The organism is Parafrankia sp. Ea1.12, assembly GCF_900465275.1.
GTDB classification, from domain to species: Bacteria; Actinomycetota; Actinomycetes; order Frankiales; family Frankiaceae; genus Parafrankia; species Parafrankia soli.
Map to the genome: position 1 here is coordinate 39211 of NZ_UBIZ01000255.1, position 18584 is coordinate 57794.

Annotated in this window: 12 protein-coding genes and 1 pseudogene; 5 read left to right on the plus strand and 8 right to left on the minus strand. The window is 71.9% G+C overall.

Annotation, left to right across the window (positions count from 1 at the left end; all coding sequences use genetic code 11):
- Positions 1-42: 42 nt before the first annotated feature.
- Entirely contained in the window at positions 43-2295 is a 2253-nt protein-coding gene (locus tag FMEAI12_RS11190; protein WP_112105958.1) for a family 2 encapsulin nanocompartment cargo protein terpene cyclase, read from the plus strand.
- A gap of 100 nt (positions 2296-2395) precedes the next feature.
- Here FMEAI12_RS11190 and FMEAI12_RS11195 read toward each other — a convergent pair whose 3' ends face one another.
- The 3 genes from FMEAI12_RS11195 to FMEAI12_RS11205 all read right to left on the minus strand — a co-directional run bounded on the left by FMEAI12_RS11195 (position 2396) and on the right by FMEAI12_RS11205 (position 5461).
- Positions 2396-3235 (minus strand): SDR family NAD(P)-dependent oxidoreductase, encoded by an 840-nt coding sequence (locus FMEAI12_RS11195; RefSeq protein WP_112105959.1) that lies wholly within the window; start codon positions 3233-3235, stop codon positions 2396-2398.
- A 60-nt stretch (positions 3236-3295) separates the two neighbouring features.
- A complete protein-coding gene (locus FMEAI12_RS11200) occupies positions 3296-4489 on the minus strand; it encodes an ABC transporter substrate-binding protein (protein WP_235013892.1) in 1194 nt (397 codons plus the stop codon).
- A 204-nt stretch (positions 4490-4693) separates the two neighbouring features.
- Positions 4694-5461: an ABC transporter ATP-binding protein gene (locus tag FMEAI12_RS11205; RefSeq protein WP_112105960.1), complete on the minus strand. Its 768-nt coding sequence runs from the start codon at positions 5459-5461 to the stop codon at positions 4694-4696.
- Positions 5462-5685: 224 nt separating this feature from the next.
- On the opposite strand from FMEAI12_RS11205, the gene FMEAI12_RS11210 reads away from it, so the two are divergent.
- On the plus strand, positions 5686-8361 hold the full coding sequence (locus tag FMEAI12_RS11210) for an ATP-binding cassette domain-containing protein (protein ID WP_112105961.1): 2676 nt from the start codon (positions 5686-5688) through the stop codon (positions 8359-8361).
- A gap of 45 nt (positions 8362-8406) precedes the next feature.
- On the opposite strand, the gene FMEAI12_RS11215 is transcribed toward FMEAI12_RS11210, so the two are convergent.
- Positions 8407-9387 (minus strand): hypothetical protein, encoded by a 981-nt coding sequence (locus FMEAI12_RS11215; RefSeq protein ID WP_235013893.1) that lies wholly within the window; start codon positions 9385-9387, stop codon positions 8407-8409.
- A 184-nt stretch (positions 9388-9571) separates the two neighbouring features.
- Between FMEAI12_RS11215 and FMEAI12_RS11220 the strand changes: the two genes are divergently transcribed.
- Positions 9572-10375, plus strand: a complete 804-nt coding sequence (locus FMEAI12_RS11220; protein WP_112105963.1) for a class I SAM-dependent methyltransferase — start codon at positions 9572-9574, stop codon at positions 10373-10375.
- A gap of 82 nt (positions 10376-10457) precedes the next feature.
- On the opposite strand, the gene FMEAI12_RS11225 is transcribed toward FMEAI12_RS11220, so the two are convergent.
- Genes FMEAI12_RS11225 through FMEAI12_RS11235 form a run of 3 tightly spaced genes read right to left on the minus strand, consistent with a single transcriptional unit; the run spans position 10458 to position 15248 of the window.
- Complete coding sequence (locus FMEAI12_RS11225) at positions 10458-11621, minus strand: glycosyltransferase (RefSeq protein ID WP_112105964.1); 1164 nt, start codon at positions 11619-11621, stop codon at positions 10458-10460.
- A 28-nt stretch (positions 11622-11649) separates the two neighbouring features.
- A complete protein-coding gene (locus FMEAI12_RS11230; RefSeq protein WP_112105965.1) occupies positions 11650-14052 on the minus strand; it encodes a serine/threonine-protein kinase in 2403 nt (800 codons plus the stop codon).
- A gap of 35 nt (positions 14053-14087) precedes the next feature.
- Positions 14088-15248, minus strand: coding sequence for an alkaline phosphatase PhoX (locus FMEAI12_RS11235; RefSeq protein WP_200835251.1), 1161 nt, complete (start codon positions 15246-15248; stop codon positions 14088-14090).
- Between the two features lie 555 nt (positions 15249-15803).
- On the opposite strand from FMEAI12_RS11235, the gene idi reads away from it, so the two are divergent.
- On the plus strand, positions 15804-16487 hold the full coding sequence (gene idi, locus FMEAI12_RS11240) for an isopentenyl-diphosphate Delta-isomerase (RefSeq protein ID WP_198541219.1): 684 nt from the start codon (positions 15804-15806) through the stop codon (positions 16485-16487).
- Here the strand turns inward: idi and FMEAI12_RS39840 are convergent.
- Positions 16475-16956: pseudogene (locus FMEAI12_RS39840) on the minus strand (class I SAM-dependent methyltransferase); the annotation flags it as partial. The gene idi and the pseudogene FMEAI12_RS39840 sit on opposite strands and share 13 nt — an antisense overlap.
- A gap of 428 nt (positions 16957-17384) precedes the next feature.
- On the opposite strand from FMEAI12_RS39840, the gene FMEAI12_RS11250 reads away from it, so the two are divergent.
- On the plus strand, positions 17385-18581 hold the full coding sequence (locus tag FMEAI12_RS11250) for an acyl-CoA dehydrogenase family protein (RefSeq protein WP_112105966.1): 1197 nt from the start codon (positions 17385-17387) through the stop codon (positions 18579-18581).
- The last annotated feature ends 3 nt before the right edge of the window (positions 18582-18584 follow it).

The following is an 18584-nucleotide window of genomic DNA, read 5'->3' on the forward strand; positions in this document are numbered from 1 at the left end:
GGACACCGGAAATCTCTGGCAGAGGAAGGTTCTGACCGGCGCATGCAGCCTTTCACGCTCCCGGAGTTCTACCTGCCCTATCCACCCCGGCTGAATCCGAACCTGGAGCACGCCCGCGTGCACAGCCGGGCGTGGGCCGGGGAGATGGAGATGATCGACGTACCGCAGGACGGTGTGGCGATCTGGAGCGGGCAGGACTTCGACTCCCACGACTACGCGCTGCTGTGCGCGTACACCCATCCGGACGCGGACGAGGCGCGGCTGGATCTCATCACGGACTGGTACGTCTGGGTTTTCTACTTCGACGACCACTTCCTCGAGGTCTACAAGCGCGGCCGGGACGTCGCCGGGGCCCGCCGGTATCTCGACCGGCTGCGCCTGTTCATGCCGGTCGAGGGCGCAGTCACCGCGGAGCCGGCCAACCCGGTCGAGCGTGGCCTCGCCGACCTGTGGTCCCGCACCGTCCCGGACCGCACGCCGGCCTGGCGGCGGCGGTTCGCGACGAGCACCCGTCATCTGTTGGACGAGTCCCTGTGGGAGCTGGCCAACATCGACGAGAACCGGCTGGCCAACCCGGTCGAGTACATCGAGATGCGGCGCAAGGTCGGCGGCGCGCCCTGGTCGGCGAACCTGGTCGAGCACGCCGCGGACGCCGAGGTGCCCGACGCGATCGCCGCGACCCGGCCGGCGCAGGTGCTGCGGGACACCTTCTCCGACGCCGTCCACCTGCGTAACGACCTGTTCTCCTACCAGCGGGAGGTGCAGGAGGAGGGCGAGCTCAGCAACGGCGTCCTGGTGCTCGAGCGGTTCCTCGGGTGTCCGACCCAGCAGGCGGCCGACGCCGTGAACGACCTGCTGACCTCGCGGCTGCACCAGTTCGAGCACACCGCGGTGACCGAGCTGCCGCCGGTGCTCGACGAGCACGGCGTCACCCCGACCGCCCGGCGGGACGTCCTGGCGTACGTCAAGGGGCTGCAGGACTGGCAGGCCGGCGGCCATGAATGGCACATGCGGTCCAGCCGCTACATGAACGCGGAGTCCGGGGCGACCGGGCCCGTTCCCGGCAACCTTCCCGGGGATGCCACCGGGCTCGGCACGTCGGCGGTGCGTATCGCGGCGTCGCTGCTGGCCACCGCGCCCGCCCGGATGCGCGCTTTCACCCACGTCCCGCACCAGGTCGTGGGGCCGGTGAAGCTCCCTGCCTTCTACATGCCGTTCACGACCGGTGAGAGCCGGCATCTGGCGGCAGCCCGTCACAACATCGTCGAATGGTCGGCGGCGGTCGGGCTTCTCGACCCGGTACCCGGCATCTGGGACGAGCACAAGCTCCGGGCGGCCGACTTCGCGCTGTGCTCCGCGGCCATCCATCCGGACGCGACAGCCGCGGAGCTGGACCTGACGACGGGATGGCTCACCTGGGGGACCTACGCCGACGACCTCTACCCGGTCCTGTACGGACGGACCCGCGACCTGGCCGGCGCGCGGGCCTGCACCGAGCGGCTGAAGGAGCTCATGCCGGTGGAGCCCGGCCCGCTGCCCGTCCCGGTCGGCGGGCTGGAGCGCGGCCTCGCCGACCTGTGGCCGCGCACCACCCGGGACATGACGCCCGACTCCCGGCGCACGTTCCGCCGGACGGTCTGCATCATGCTCGACAGCTGGCTGTGGGAGCTGGCGAACCAGGCGCAGAACCGGATCCCCGACCCGGTCGACTACATCGAGATGCGGCGCCGGACCTTCGGTTCCGAACTGACGATGAGCCTCTCCCGGCTCGGGCACGGGCGGGTCGTCCCGGCCGAGATCTACCGCGCACGGCCGGTCAGGGCGCTCGAGAACTCGGCCGCCGACTACTCCTGCCTGCTCAACGACATCTTCTCGTACCAGAAGGAGATCCAGTTCGAGGGCGAGATCCACAACGGTGTCCTCGTGGTCCAGAACTTCCTCGGCTGCGGCGCCGAACGCGCGATCGGCGTGGTCAACGATCTGATGACCGCGCGGCTGCGCGAGTTCGAGCACGTCGTCGACGTCGAGCTGCCCGCCCTCTTCGACACCTACGAGCTGACGGAGGAGGCACGGGACGTCCTGCGGGGGTACGTGGGCGAGCTGAAGAGCTGGCTGGCCGGGGTGCTCCGCTGGCACCAGGGGACGCGGCGTTACGACGAGGCGGAGCTGCGCCACCACCCGGCGGCCGGGGTGCGGCCCTTCGGGGGGCCGGTCGGTCTCGGCACGTCGGCGGCCGACATCCGACGGACGATATCGAGAAAATCGGGGCAACCGACCGCCTTGACCGGCTCCTGAAGGCGGACGTCACACCGCCGGCCGCTGGACCGGCGGCCGGCGGTGCACGGGGGACGGGCTGTCGAGCTGGCCGGCAGGATGGGCTGGCCGGCGGCGTGGGTCAGGCCGACGGGGCCGGGACGGCCCGCAGGCGGTCGGCCATGATCAGCGGGGTGACGCCCGTGACGCCGCCGTCGACGGGGAGGACCACCCCGGTGATCCAGCGGGCGGCGTCGCTGGCCAGGAAGGCGGCGGCGTGGGCGACGTCCCAGCCGGTGCCCTCCGTCCCGAGCATCGTGGACTCGGCGGCAAGCCGCTGCCGGTACTCGGTCTCGGGGGTCTCCCCGAGGACGGAGTACATCAGCGGGGTGGTGATGTGGCCCGGGGCGACCGCGTTGACCCGGATGCCCTGGCGGCCGTGCGAGTACGCCATGTCGACGGTGAGCCCGTGCATCCCGCTCTTGGCCGCCGAGTAGCCGGCGTTGCCGGTTCCGCGGAACCCCGCGATCGACCCGATGTTCACGATCGACCCCCCGCCCTGCGCCGCCATCACCGGGACGGCGTGCTTCGAGACGAGGAAGGCCGTGCGGAGGCTGAGGGCCAGCGACCTGTCCCAGTCCGCCTCGGACGTGTCGGCGACCGTCCCGGCGATCGCCACGCCGATGTTGTTGACGAGGATGTCCACCGAGCCGAAGCGGTCGGCCGCCGCGCGCACCGCCCCTTCGGCGTCGGTGGAGCTGGTCATGTCACCGGCGAAGACAGCCGCGGTGCCGCCGTCCTTCTCGATGACCTCGAGGGTCTCGGCGGCCCGCTCGGGGTGGATGTCGACAAGCAGGACGCTCGCGCCGGCCTGGGCCAGGACGATCGCCGTCGCCTTCCCGGTCCCGACACCGGGCCCGGGAGTGGACCCGGCGCCCGTGACGATCGCGGCCTTGCCGTCGAGGCGGCCCGGGAATGTCATGGCGCGTTTCTCCTATGTCCACGACGGGTGTGACGCCGTCGATCGTCCTGGCTGGTCGGACTACGAGGCGGTGGTGAGCTCCTTGCCCGTCCCGAACTCGTAGAACTTGCCCGTCCAGTCCACCTTGCCGTCCTTCACGTGCACCGTGGTGTACGCCGGGTTGTAGATGGCGGCGTAGGGCAGCGAGCTGGGCTTCGAGAAATCGATGGCCGGGGTCAGGCCGCCGGTTTCCACATCGGACATCTTCTGGATCCCGGCGAGGACCGACGCTCTGTCCACCGTCGGCAGCGTAGCCGCCAACTGAGCGAAGATCTTGATGCCGAGCCAGCTGTTCATGCTCAGCTCGTCGATCTTGCCATCGGGCTCGTACGCCTTCATGTCCTCGTTGAACTGCTTCCCATACGGAGTGGAAGTGTCCCAGGCCGGCGGGAGAACGAGACCGACCGTGAGCGGGCCACCGGCGCCCATCTCCTCGATCTGGCTCTTCTCGAACGCGCTGCCGGCGAAGGCGACCGTCCCCTCATAGCCCGTCGACCGCAGTGCCTTGACAGCAACGCTGGTCTGCGCCGCGAAGGTCAACCACACTACCGCGTCGGGGTCGCCCTGCGTGACCTGCTGGGCCGGCGCGCTGAGGTCAGCCGTGGAGGGCGCGAGCTGGACATTGTTCACGACCTCGATACCGGCCTCGGTGAAGACGTCACCGACGGTCTTGCGGATGACGTCCGCGGTCGGGATGTCGAGGGTGACGAGCCCGATACGCTTGGCACCGCTGGAGACCACATCCCGTGCCAAGCCGTGGAACCCGACGACGACAGCGCCGTTGACATTGAACGCGAGCGGGTTGGTGAGGTCGAATTTCGACACCGGGTACTGGCCGATGAGCGGCATCTTGGCCGCCTCGATCTGCGCCTTCGATGCGTCGTGGTAGTTGTCCGACGCGCCCGCGATCGCGACGATGCTGTCATCGCCGAGAATCTCACGGAAGCAGTTGGCCGAGTCGGTCCCGTTCTGGTGGTTGTCACAGAGCTTCAATTCAAGCGGCCGACCGTCGATCCCACCGGCCTCGTTGACTCCCCGTACCGCCGCCCTGGCCCCCGCCGCGTACTCGGGGTTACTGCTCACCCCACCGCTCATACCCGCGATCGAGGCGATTCTGATCGGCTCACCGGTCAGTCCACTCGCTAAATCAGCGGACCCGCCGTCATCACTACCCCCACTGCCGCACGCGGCAAGTGCCATCGCGAGCGACAGCATCACCGCTAGCATTCTTGCAATTTTTTTCAGCATTACCAGCCCCCAGCTTTCAATTGATAAACCAGAACGACAGCAGGACGGGATGAACAGTCTGACGACCAGCGATCAGATATCAGCGCGTGATCGGGCCACCTCACGGGCCGGGCGTTCCCAGGAGCCCCGACGCCGGACGCGCAGCGCTGTTTTCAGGAGAGGTCGCCGTTGTCAGGAGAGGTAGAGCGCCGCGAGGCCGTCGAGATCGTCAAGCCACCTCTGCGCTGGACCCTCGTCCACGATTTCGCCGCGCCGCATGACGTAGGCCCGGTCGGCGCGGCTCAGCACCGATCTCGCGTTCTGTTCCACGACGAGCACGCCGACGCCGCGGTCGGCGGTCGCCCGCACGGTGTCGAGCAGGCGTTCACGTACCAGCGGGGCGAGGCCGAGCGACAGCTCGTCGATGAGCAGCAGTCGCGGGTCCCGGGCGAGCGCGAGGGTCAGGGCCAGCATCTGCTGCTCACCGCCCGACAGCAGGGCCGCGCGGTGACCGATGCGCCGGTCGAGGGACGGGAACAGCTCCTGGTGGCCGCTTTTGCCGCGGACGAGACGAAGCGACTGCCGAACGGTCAAACCGGGGAAGATATGCCGCTCTTCGCCCATAAAGGACACGCCCTGGCGACAGCGCTTGTACACCGGAACCCGGTTACAAGGAGCACCGAACAGGAAAACGTCGCCGCCCGTAGGGCGCCGGTACCCGGCGAGCGTCCGCAGCAGCGTGGTTTTCCCGGCACCGTTCGGCCCGAGCAGGGCGACGACCTCACCCGGCCGCACCTTGATGTCGATGTCCCGCAACACCGGAACCCGCCCATAGCCGGCGGCCAGCCCGCGCGCCTCGATCGCGGCCGGCGGGCCGGCACCCGTCGAGGCGGCGGCCGTCGACTTCACCGGGCCGCCGCCCGGGATCGCCGACGAGGCAATCTGATCCGCTTCGGCCATCCGTAATCCTCCGTACCCTGAGGGTGAGCGTCGCCTGCCGCTACCGAAAGACTGCGGAACGCAACTTCACCATCAGACGATTCCGCCGCACACCCTTGCGAGTGAGCGCTCACGAGCTTACGCTCTTGCGCAAGGGTCCGCAATAGCCCTCGTCGGGACGGGCGGGGCGATTACGCGACACGAATCGCGTCGCTACTAATTCAGGCATTAGCCAAGGGGGTTCCATGGATCTGCGGGCCGTCTTACAGTTCGCGTTGTTAGGGCTCGGTGTCGGCGGTGTCTACGCCGTAAGCGCGGTCGGCATCGTGGCGATCCACCGTGGGTCACGGACAATCAACTTCGCGCACGGCGGCATCGCGCTGTGGGGCGCGCTGGTGTTCTACTGGCTGCGCGACGACCAGGGGATGGCGGCCGGTCTGGCCGCGGTGCTGACGCTGCTGAGCGCCGCCGTCTTCGGTGCCGCCGTCTACCTGCTGGTCATCAGGATCATCCGGCACCGCACCCAGCTCTCGCGAATGGTGGCGACCCTGGGAATCCTTGGCACCCTGATCGGTCTGGCGCACTCGGTGTTCGGGAGCGCCCAGCGGGTGCCCGACACATCCTTACCGTCCTCGGGCGTGGACGTGTTCGGCCAGACGATCCCCTCCGAGCGAATCATCATCTTCGCGCTCGCGGTCGTGGTCGTGGTGGCCCTGTCAGCCTGGTCGGCGTGGGCGCGGCTGCCGCTGATGACGAGGGCGATGGCGGAGCACGAGTCCGCCGCCCAGGCCCTCGGCGCCTCGCCGCACATGCTCGGAAGCCTGAACTGGGCTCTCGGATCCGTGCTGGCCGCCGCCTCCGGCATCCTCGTCGCCCCCATCGTGGGGCAGTTCGACACCGCGATGATGACGGTGATGGCCTTCGCGCTGGCCGCCGCCCTGCTCGGCCGGTTCGACAGCTACCTGCTCGCGCTGGCCGGCGGCATCGCCCTCGGTGTCGGCGAGAGCGTGGTCACCCACCTGGTGGCCGAGCACGTCCCGAGCCGCTTCCAGCTCGGCTGGCCGCAGACGGTTCCCTTCGTGGCCGTGATGGCCATCCTCACCCTGCGCCGGGACAGGGCGAGCAACCGGCTGCCGGCCGTCCCCGCCGCACCCGTCGCCGCGGGACTGTTCCGGCCCATCCCGGTCGGCCTCGCGCTGGTCGGGATAGTCGTCGTCCTGCTCGTCGGTGACGCCCAGTGGCGCGACGCCGCGATCCTGTCGATCGTCTTCGGCATCCTGGTGCTGTCGCTGGTGGTCCTCATCGGGTACGCCAACCAGATCAGCCTGGCGCAGATGACCGTGGCCGGGCTCGGCGCCTACGCCGCCGTGCGGCTCGATCTCGACTACTCGCTGCCGTTCGTGCTGGCGCCGGTGGCCGGTGCGGCCGTCGGCGCGATCGCCGGGCTGCTCGTCGGCCTGCCCGCGCTACGGGTGCGGGGCATCAACCTCGGCATCCTCACCATGGGAATGGCCGTCGCCGTCTCCGGGGTCCTCTTCGAGAGCACCCACTACACCGGCGGCATCACCGGCTCCCAGCCGCATCTGCCGACGGTGTTCGGCCTGGACGTCGATGCCGCCCGGTATCCCGACAGGTACGGGTTCGTCGCCCTGTTCTGGCTGGTGGTCGCCGGTGTGGTGGTGGCCGTCGTGCGGCGGTCCAGGCTGGGGCGCCGGCTGCTCGTGGTGCGGACGAACGAGCGGGCCGCCGCGTCGGTCGGCATCAACATCGCGCGGGCGAAGCTGTCCGCGTTCGTGATCTCGTCGTCCCTGGCGGGCGCGGCGGGCGTGCTGCTGGGCTTCCGCAGCTCCTCGGTCACCTTCACCCAGTTCTCCTTCATGGAGTCGATCAACCTGGTCAGCCTCGCCGTGATCGCCGGGGTCACGTCGATCACAGGCGGTCTGCTCGGCGGGGTGTTGGCCTTCGGTGGCCTCGTCTACCTGCTGATCTCCCAGCTCCACATCGGCTTCGTCGCGGAGAACTACGCCACCATCTTCGGCGCCGCGCTGGTCCTGACCGTTCTCGTGCACGAGAACGGCGTCGCGTGGCACAAGCGGTTCCAGAACGACCCGGCCCCGCTCCCGCAGGGGACCCAGCCCGCGCGGGAGGGCGGCGCGCTGGTCGCGGACGACGTGACCGTGCGGTTCGGCGGAGTGACCGCGGTGTCCGCCGCCACGCTGCGCGCGCTGCCCGGGATCGTCACCGGGCTGGTCGGCCCCAACGGGGCAGGCAAGACCACCCTGCTCGACGCGATCGGCGGCTTCGCACCGACGACCAGCGGGAGCGTGCACCTCGGCGAGAGATCACTCAACGGCGACGGGCCGGACGTCCGCGCCCGCTCCGGGCTGGGCCGGGTCTTCCAGGCGGGTGAGCTGTTCGAGGACCTGACGGTCGCGCAGAACCTGCGCGTCGCGGCGGAGAACGCCGGCCACACCGACGGACGGCTGCCCGCCCCGGCTCACACGGCGGTCGAGCGCTTCCGGCTGGCCGAGGACCTCCCCCGGCTGCCCACCGAGCTGCCGATGGCCAGGCGGCGGCTGGTGGGCATCGTCCGCGCGCTGGCCGCCAACCCCGCCGTCCTGCTGCTGGACGAGCCCGGCGCCGGCCTGTCGATGACGGAGATCGGCGAGCTCTCCGCGAACCTGCGCGATCTCGCGCACGAGGAGGGCCTCGCCGTCCTGGTGGTGGACCACGACATGGCGCTGGTGATGTCCGCCTGCGACCGCATCGTCGTCCTGCACCAGGGGCAGGTCCTCGCCGACGGGACGCCGGAGGAGGTCCGGGCCGATCCCGCTGTCCGGGAGGCCTACCTCGGCGAGGCCACGGAAGCCGTCGTGGCCGCGCCGGACGCTGTGCTGAGTGAGGCTGCGATGCCGGACTGAACTGATCCGACGCGGGTTACGCCGGCCGGCTGCCCGCGGTCGGCGTCACCCGGCGGGGAAGGCTCTCGGGGGCACGTCGGTGGTCGAGGCGGTGCCGCCGATGACGCCGTACAGCGTGAGCGTGTAGGTCGTGTACTCGATCGAGCCGGGCCGGTTCGTCGTGCTGAAGGTGACCGGCTGGTCGAACCGGCTGAAGGCGCAGTCGCGGGTGAAGCGGTGGTTGGCGTCGTCCCAGTCCGTGCCCTCGGTGTAGAACACGTCGAACGTGCCGTTGGGAATCCCGTCCACCTTCGCCGAGGCGCCCGCCTGGACGTACACGTTGCGGATGACGTCGGCGCCCTGGAGGACCTTGACGACCGCGTCCGTGCCGCCGGACGCGGTGACGGTCAGTTCGCCGTAGCCGCCGCGCCGCCCGCCGGGGAGACTGCCGTTGGCCGGGCGGCGGGTCTGGTCCGGCGCGCCCGGCGGCAGGAACGACCCGGCCGTGTAGTGGTGCGCCGGATCCGCGGTGGCCAGCCCCAGCACGGCCAGCCGGAGCAGATGACCGCCGCCACCGCTGGCCGCCCGGGGCAGCCCGGAGCCACCGGTGCACAAATCCCGGTCGCGGGCGTCGCCCGCCAGGGAGGTGAGTTCGCTGGCCAGCGTGCCGAGCGCGTTCGACAGGCCGGTGTGCGCGGCCGCGACCGCCGCCGGGGGCCGGACGTCGTCGAGGCCGTCCGCCTGGATGGTCAGGTTCAGCGCGACGGCCGACAGCGCGGCCGCGAGATCCTCGGGGGTCTGGGCCGAACCGATGGCGCCGAACCCGGGGCCGAGCGCGGTGTCCAGATCCGTCAGAACCCGCTGGTAGGCCTCGGGCGTGGCCCTGGCCGGGGTCGGTGACGCGACCGGGGCGCGGGGCGGGGCGGCCGACCGCGTGACGAAGCTCCCCGTCTCGCTGCCGGCCGGGACCTGCGGGAAGAAATCTCCGCCACCGCCGCAGGCCGCAAGGCTGGTGACAAGGACGACGGGTACAGCCAGGGACAACATCAAGCGACGCTTCGGCGCCATGCCAGACCCCCGCGCCTCGGATGACCTTCGACACCGAAAGAATAAGATCTGTCGCATAGCGCATCATTTCCTGTCAGAAATGCGACATGTTCCTGCCACGCGCCATACCTGTCGATCTCACGCGACGGGGCTCCGCCGGTGCCGGGACGGGGAGCTGGACACGATGAACGACGCCTGGCCCCGTCGGTACGCGGACGAGGTTCTCGGCGGCGCGGCGGACGGCGAACGGCGCCGGCTCGCCGCCATGGCCGCGGTATGCGACCCGGTGACGACCCGTCTCCTCGACGAGCTCGGCGTCGCCGCCGGGTGGCGATGCCTCGAGGTGGGCGCCGGCGCGGGGTCGGTGGCGGCCTGGCTGGCCGACCGCGTCACCGCCGCCGGCCAGGTCACCGCGACCGACATCGACCTCAGCCACCTGGCCGGCCTCAGTGCGCCCGGCCTGTCCGTCCTGCGCCACTACGTGACCCGCGACCCGGCGCCGCCCGGCGCGCCGTTCGACCTCGTGCACGCCCGCTTCGTGCTCGAACACCTTCCCGAGCGCGAACAGGTCCTCGACCGGCTGGTGTCCTGGCTGCGGCCGGGCGGCACGATCGTCGTCGAGTCGATCGCGAGCTTCCCGGTGGCCTCCTCCCCCAACCCGACGTTCCGCCAGGCGATGACCGCCGTCGAACAGGTCCTCGCGCGGACGATCGGCATGGACTCGACGTGGGCGCGCGGGTTCCCCGGCCCGCTGCGCAGCCGGCACCTGGTCGACGTGGGCACCTCCAGCCACCTGCCGACCACCGGCGGGGCGAACGCGTCCGCGTACTGCTGGGCGCTCACCCTCAGCCGGCTCCGCCCGCGCATCCTCAGCCTCGGGCTGGCCACCGCCGACACCGTGGACCGCGCCCTCGACCTGCTCACCGACCCGGCCTTCTTCGACCTCTCCTTCGCGACAGCCATCGCCTGGGGCCGCGCACCGGAATAGCCCCCTGCGCCGCCGGCCCGGCCCGGGAGCCCGGCGGCCTCGCGGCGCGGCGGCGCGGCGCCCGGTCAGTCCTCCGGTGCCGTCATCGCCGGGTTTTCGCGGCGGCCTCGGCGATCGCGGCGATTGCCGCCACGACGTCGGCGGGAGTCGGGCTCGCGGCGATCTGCGCGGCGAGCGTGGCGGTGGCACGGCGCTCGGGCGCGTCACCGAGCAGATCGCGGACGGCCGCGGCGACGTCACCCGGCCGCCGTGCCTCGTTGTGGAACACCCGGGCGGCGCCGCGCTCGGCGAGCAGCTGCGCGTTGTGGAAGTGGTCCGCACCCTGCGGCAGCAGCACCTGGGGGACACCGTTCGCCAGCGCGCCGAGCACCGTGCCCGAGCCTCCGTGGTGGACGGCGACGTCCACCACGCCGAGCACGCGGCTCTGGGCCACGAACCGCTCGACCCGCACCCGCTCGGGCAGCGCGCCCAGGGCCGCCGGGTCGCCCTCCGGGCCGGCCGCGACGAGCACGTCGACGTCCAGCGCGGCGAGGTCGTCGACGACCGCCCGGATCACCTCGACGGCGCCGAACGAGACGGTGCCGAGCGTGACGTACACCCGGGGCCGCTCGGCGGGAGCGGTCAGCCACCCGGGCAGCGGCGCCCGCTCGTCGGCCCAGGCCGTGCTGCGGATCGACAGCACCGGCACACCGTCGGGGCCGGGCCCCTGGCGCAGGCCCGGCGGGAACGGCTCGAGGTAGGCGGCGATCACCTCGCCCGGCCCGGCCGGAGCAGCGCGCCCCGCCGCGGTCCAGCGGGTGCGGTGCGCCTCCAGCGCCGCGGGGAAGGTCACCTCACCGAAGGGGCTCCACTGCCCGATACCGAAGGCCACGGCGGGGATACCGGCGAGGTGCGCGGCCAGCACGGCTCCGACGTTGGCGCTCTCGGCGACGACCACGTCCGGCGGGTCCGCGGTGAGCAGGGGGGTGAACGCGTCCAGCACGCCCTGCGCCGTCACGTCGGCGAACATGGCGACGGGAAACTCGAACCCGGTCGCCTCCGGGTGCCGCCGGGCGGTCTCCCGCTCCACGTACTGCAACGTCCACCCGGCCGGGATGCCCTGGACGGTCGGCACGGGCAGCGCCCCGAGGAAGGGCTCGCCGGTGGCCAGGCGGACCCGGTGCCCCGCGTCCTGGCAGGCCACCACGAGGGGGATCAGCGGGTAGAGGTGCCCGTATGCCGGCAACGACGCGAAGAGGACGTCCACGCGGGTCAGTCTGGCACCGTAGGCAGCGTCATCCGGCCGCCGGAGACAACATCGTCCGGACGATCCCGTCCGCCGGGTCGACCCGGACGAGAGTCGAGCCGCGCAGAAGGACCACGTAGAGCGCGCCGGTGGGATCGGCGACCAGACCGGCGGGATCCTCCAGGTCGGCGCCGGTGGCCAGGGCGCCGTCCGGATCACCGTCCGTCCCGCCGGAACCGGCGACCGTCGTGATGATCCCGTCGGGGCCCACCCGGCGGACGTGGTTGGTGCCGTCGGAGATGTAGAGCGCCCCGTCGGCGCCGAGGGCCGTCGCCTGTGGGCTGCGCAGCGTCGCCTGCGCGGCCGGACCGCCGTCGCCGCCGTGGCCGGCCTTCCCCGGGGTCCCGGCGACGTGGCTGATCGTCCCGTCCGGGGCGATCTTCCGGACGGTGTGTGCCTGGAAGTCGGCGACGTAGAGCGTTCCGTCGGGGGCCACGGTGAGGCCGTTCGTGTCCGAGAGCAGTGCGTCCCGGGCCGGGCCGTCGTCGCCCGAGGTGCCCGGCCGGTCACGTCTGCCGGCCACGGTGGAGATCTTCCCGTCGGGCGTGACCCGCCGGATCCGCGGGCCGTCGCCGATGTAGACGCTCCCGTCGGGCGCCAGTGCCAGGCCCAGGGGGGTGATCGCGGCCTCCGCCGCCAGCCCGTCGTCGCCGGTGAAGCCCTCGTCGTCGGATCCGGTGCCCGCGACGACGAAGGCGCGCCCCTCGGGGGTGATGCGGTAGACCCGGCCGCCGAAGTTGTCCGCGACGTAGACCGTGTCGTCCGGTCCGACGGCGACGCCGTGCGGCCCGAGCAGGGCCAGGTCGGCCGCCGGGACGCCCTCGGGCGGGACGGCCGGCGCCTGCCCACCGTCCTCCGCACCGCCGGCGGGTTTCCGCGCCGCCGTGCCCACGAGCTGGGAGACGGTGCCGTCCGGGTGCAGCCGGAGGATCTCACCGACGTTCTTGCGCCGGGCGGTGACGTAGAGGGAGCCGTCCCGGCCGAGCGCGATCCGGGAGAGGTAGTCCTGGTCGGGGATCGTCAGGCCCGGCCCGGAGTACGCGGGCCGATCCGGCGAGGCCGGCCGGGCGGCATCCGCACGGCCGGTGCCGGCGACCGCGGCGCCGTCGCTCCCGGTACCGCGCAGCACCATCACCAGGCCGATGGTCAGCACGCCGACACAGACCGCCGTCGCCGCCACCGCGGCGGCTGTGAGGGAACCGGCCCGCGGCCGGCCCCGCCCCCTCGTCGGTCCGCGACCGCCCGCCGGAGCACGACCAGGAGACGGGCCGGGGCCGGGACGCGGGCCTAGGCCTGGGCCTGGGCTCGGACTCGGACTCGGACTCGGACTCGGACTCGGGCTCGGGCTCGGGCTCGGAATGCTGCCGGGGTTCCTGCCGAAGGCCGGCCCCGGGCCGGCGCCGGGGGCGGAACCGTGACCCGCGGCCGCGCCGGGAAGGGGGTCACCGAGCCGGTGTCCGGCCGCGCCGAGCACGTCGTCGGGCAGCTTCACGGGGATCCCGGCGGCAGCGAGCCATCCGTGGCCGAACACGGCGTTGGCCGCCGCGGCGAGCTGGCGGGCGAAGTCACCCGCCGTCGCCGGGCGCAGCGCCGGATCCTTCGCCAGCGCGGCCAGCACCACGGCCGCCAGCGGTGGCGGCACCTCCGGCAGCGGCCGCGGCGGCACCGACAGGTGATGGTGCAGCAACGCAGGCAGGGGCAGTCCCCGGGGGAAGACCGGCCGGCCCGCCACCAGCTCGTACAGGACGACGCCGAGGGAGTAGAGGTCCGCGGCCGGGCCGAGCGGCGCGCCGGTGATCTGCTCCGGAGCCATGTATCTCGGGGTTCCGACCATGCCGGTCGTGGACGCCGCCGTGGCCTCCACGATCTTGGCGATGCCGAAGTCGGTGACCCGCGGTACGCCGTCCGCGGTGAAGAGCAGATTGTCCGGCTTGACGTCACGGTGCAGCACCCCGCGGCCGTGCGCCACGTCCAGTGCCGCCGCGGCGGCGAGCGCGATGGCACAGGTCGCCCGCGGCGGGAGCCCGGCGGCGGCCCGGGCGCGCAGGGTGCCGCCGGTGAGCTGTTCCATCACCAGCAGGCACAGCCCGTCCCGCTCGACGTAGTCGAAGACGCGCACGATGTGCGGATGGTCCAGACCGGCCAGGACCCGCGCCTCCGCGAGGAAGCGGGAACGGAGGTTCTGGCTCTCCCCGGTGCCGGCCGAGGCCCCGGGACCGCCGGACGGGTCGGCCTCAGGCGACGGGTCCAGGAACACCTTCACCGCCACATGCCGGCCGATCAGGCGGTGCCGGGCGGCCAGGACTGTGCCGAAGCCGCCGCGGCCGAGCTCCGCGCCGATGTCGTACCCGGGAAGGACCGCCGCGACGTGATCAAGGTCAAGCGTCCGCATTGCCCGGATAATAGGGGGATCGCGACGCAGCCGGGTCAGGTGCGGAAGGGGCCGCGGACCTCGAAGGTGATGCCGCCGGAGGACGATCCGGTGGTGCCCCGCTGGGAGGAGAAGTACAGCCGGGAGCCGTCCGGGGAGAACGCCGGCCCGGTGATCTCCGACGAGTTGTGCCCGGTCAGGCGCAGGATCGGCGCCACGACCGCGGCCGGCGTGATGACGCAGATCTCGAGGTTGCCGCCGTCCTCGGCGACGTAGAGGTCGCCGTAGCTGGAGCCGGTGATGTTGTCGACGCCGGTCAGCGGCGCGGTCCCGCTCACCAGGGAGTCGTCGTAGGCGAGCTCGAAGGCGTTGGTGGCGCAGTTCAGCTTCCAGACCCGGTTGTCGCCCTTGGTGGTCCACCAGACCGTGTCGTTCGCGTAGTAGACGCCCTCGCCGCCGTTGAAGTGCTTCGCCGCGGAGACCTGGGTGCGGGTCGAGGTCGGCGAGCCGTCCGGGTCGGGGACGGTCTGCCAGGTGGCGGTGCCCGAGGTGGCCGACGCCGACGCGCACAGGACCTCGAGGGTTCCCGTCGCCAGGTTGCCCCAGGTCGTTGGCCGGAAGCGGTAGAAGCAGCCGTCCGTCCGGTCCTCGGTCAGGTAGATCACCTGGCGGACCGGGTCGCAGGCGGCGGCCTCGTGGGTGAACCGGCCCATCGCGGGCCGGGCGACGGCCGCGGCGCCGGTGGCCGGGTAGGTCTCCCAGACCCGGCCGGTGGACGTCTCCTCGCAGGACAGCCAGCTCCCCCACGGGGTGGCGCCGCCGGCGCAGTTGGAGCTCGTGCCGGAGAGCAGCCGCTGCGCGGAGGTGACGGTGCCCGCCGAGTCGAAGCGCAGCACGGACGCCCCGCCGCTGCCGCTCACCTCCGAGTTCGAGACGTACATCCAGCCCGAGCCGTTCGGGTAGCAGGCGCCGCCGTCCGGCGCGGCATGCCAGACATAGCTCGTTCCGGACACTGTCTGCCCGGAACGGGCGACAATTCTGCTGGTGAATCCGGTCGGCAGCGCCACTCCGTTCGCATCGGCCGCCAGAAGGGATCCGTACGGGCTGGCCCCGGGCTGCGCCGGAACCGCCGAGGCGGCCTCCAGAACGACGCCGGAAAGAGTCGCGACACCCACGCCGACAAATGCGGACCGCAGAAACAGGCGCCTGTCCACCATTACTCCTCCAGAAGTTCGTGCTGCTTTCCCGGCGCATCGCCGGGCGCACTGGCGAACGATAGCGAGCCGAATGCGACCGGACCACCCACAGATCGGTGAACGTTGGAGGACCGCCGACGACGGGAACCGGAACATCGCGCTAATTCGCCCCGCCTCCCGGACACGCGGGCACCGGCGGTGGAAAGCCGGTCGGGGCCGGGCCGCCGGCAGGTGCCAGGTCACCGGCAGGTGCCAGCGATCGGCTGGCGACCGGCTGGCCACGGGCCCGTGTCGGGAATCTGACGCTCACACGGCGCGCGCCTCCCCCACCGAGCCCAGGCCACGCAGTGCCACCTTCCTGCACTCAGCGCGATACCTTCGCTGACTCTCCGCGCAGCACCTGACACGGTCCGCCGCGCGACCGGACACATCGGACACATCCGCGGTTCCCGTGGGTGGAAACATCGACCTTCGGCGTCCGAGGCGAAGGAGGAAGCCTATTTGCCGCCACCCCTCGGACGGCCTCGGTGCGGAATGTCACGCGGCTCCACAGCACGGCCTGGATAAAATGCGTGCATGGCTACCGCGAATCATCCTGGGCCCCAGGACATGATTTCTCGTCCACGTGATTCACACAGGTCGGGCGGGGCGGCAGTAAAGGCGCCGGAGCTCGTCATACTACTCAGCCCGTCCGGTGACATCACAGGCACCACCCCGAAGGCTACCGTCCACGGACCGCAAACCCCCCTGCACCTGGCATTCTCCTCGTACGTCTTCGATGACATGGACCGGATCCTCGTTACGCGCCGCGCGTTGGAGAAGCCGACCTGGCCCGGCGTGCTGACCAACACCTGCTGCGGCCACCCGGCCCCCGGGGAGGATTTCCGGGAAGCCATCTCGAGGCGGCTCCAGGAGGAGCTGGGTCTGCAGGTCCAGCGAATAGACCTGGCCCTGCCGGCGTTCCGCTACCGCTGCGTCATGGACGACGGAATGGTGGAGAACGAGATCTGCCCGGTCTTTTTCACCCGGGCGTCGGGGCCGTTCCGAATCAATCCGGACGAGGTGGCCGAGGCGTTCTGGCTCCCGTGGTCGAAGTTCGTCGACGACGTGATGAGCGGTGCCCTCGCGATCTCACCCTGGTGCCGGCTCCAGGTGGAGCAGCTGCGCAAGCTCGGGCCGTCGCCCCGGCACTGGCCTTCGGCGCCGGATGACCAGCTTCCCCCGGCAGCCCGGCAGAACCGCGCAGACTACGCCGGCTGACCCGGCGCGGGCCGGCGCGCGATGAGGAAGGCCTGCGGCGTCCGTTCCGACCCGTCATCCACCGGCTCGCGCAGGAACCGCGCGGACCGGCAGATCCGCCACCGCCAGCAGGCCGGCGACCCGCTCGGGCCGCCGGCGGTGGAAGTCCAGCGAGATCGCCTGACCGAACGCCTCGGTCAGGCGCATGGGCTCGTCACCGACCTGGAAGGCCAGCAGCAGGTGGCCGCCCGGTGCGAGGACCCGCCGGAACTCCGCGAACACCCCGGGCAACTGGTCGTCGGGATGTGGATCGTCGAGTAGTAGGCCACGACGCCGGCGACCGCGGCGTCCGCCAGGTCGAGCGCGGTCATCGTGCCCACGGAGAAGCGCAGGTGTGGGGGTGGTTGCGCCGCGCCACGTCGACCATGCGCGGCGACAGGTCGACACCGAGGACGGGCAGCCCCAGCGCGTGCAGGTGCGCCGTCACCCGGCAGCGTGTAGGTGCCGGGATTGTTCAGCCCGACGCGACAGTTCTGGAACTGGACGTTTCCACCGATGGCCACCGGGCCCTCGGTCTCGTTCGAAAACAGCCCGCTGTCACCTTCGGCGAGCACGAGACAGCCGTGGCCGGGGTCGGCGTTCAGATTGCCGGGAGACACCGTAAGGACTGGATTGACCGCCGTCACCTGCGCGCTCGCGGGTATCGCCGGCGCCAGAGCCGCCAAGGCGATTATTGCGAGTGTTAGAAACCCGGACGAGACCAACGATTACACAGAGTAGTCACAGAAATGGAGAGGACGACCGCCGCGTGTCGCCGCGCGCACCGCTGTGCCTGATGTGCCGCTCAGCGGCCGGATGACATCCCATTGCCGCACCGGGCGGTGTCGGTTACGTTCCGGCTGGCGAGAGGAGCGTGAGATGTCCCGAACCGTCACCGCCGCGGGGCTGACCACCCTCGTCGACGACCTGCTGCGGAGCCATCCGCCGGCCGCGACGGACCCGCACGAGTTCCTCGGCGCGCGGTTCGACGCCGGGCTCGCCTGGGTCTGGGCCGGGCCGGGCGACGGCGGCCTCGGCGCCGACCCGGCGCTGCAGCCGCTGATCGAACAGCGGCTCGCCGCCGCGGGTGCGCCGGCGCCGTTCCGGTACAACCCGATCGGCATCGGCATGACCGGGCCGACGCTGCTCACCCACGGCACACCCGAGCAGCGCGGGGCCTATCTGCGCCCGCTCTTCGCCGGCACCGAGGTCTGGAGCCAGCTGTTCAGCGAGCCCGGCGCCGGCTCGGACGTCGCCGGCCTCGCCACCCGGGCCCGCCGCGACGGCGACGAGTGGATCGTGGACGGGCAGAAGGTGTGGACCTCCTATGCGCATATCGCCCGCCGGGGCCTGCTGATCGCCCGCACCGATCCGGACGTGCCCAAGCACGCCGGGCTGACCGCGTTCGTGGTGGATCTGACCGCGCCCGGGGTGGAGGTGCGCCCGCTGCGGCAGCTGACCGGTGAGGCCGAGTTCAACGAGGTCTTCTTCACCGCGGCCCGCATCCCCGACACCCAGCGCCTCGGCCCGGTCGGCGCGGGATGGCGGGTCGCCACCACCACGCTGATGAACGAGCGGGTCTCCCTCGGCGGGGGGCTGAGCGGCGGCGTCGATCCGGGCGCGGCGCTCCTCGCCGCCTACCAGGAGGCCGCCGACCGCGGCGACGGGAACCCGGTGCGCCGCGACCAGGCGATCCGGCTGTGGATCGAGGCGAACGTCAACGCCCTGACCGCGGCGCGCGCGGCGGCGGGCGGCAACCGCGGCCGGCCCGGGCCCGAGGGCTCGGTGCTCAAGCTGGCCGGCGCCGAGCACAGCCGCCGCGCGGCGGCGTACCTGGTGGACCTGATGGGCCCGGCGGGCACCCTCATCCCGGACTACCGGATGACCCGCCCGGGCCTGCCCCTCGGCGGCGGGGGTCCCCGGGACACCGCGGCCGCCTTCCTGCGATCACGCGCCAACACGATCGAAGGCGGGACGTCGGAGATCCTGCGCAACATACTCGGCGAACGGGTGCTCGGCCTGCCCGGCGACATCCGCGTCGACAAGGATGTGTCCTGGCGTGACATACCGCGCTGACCG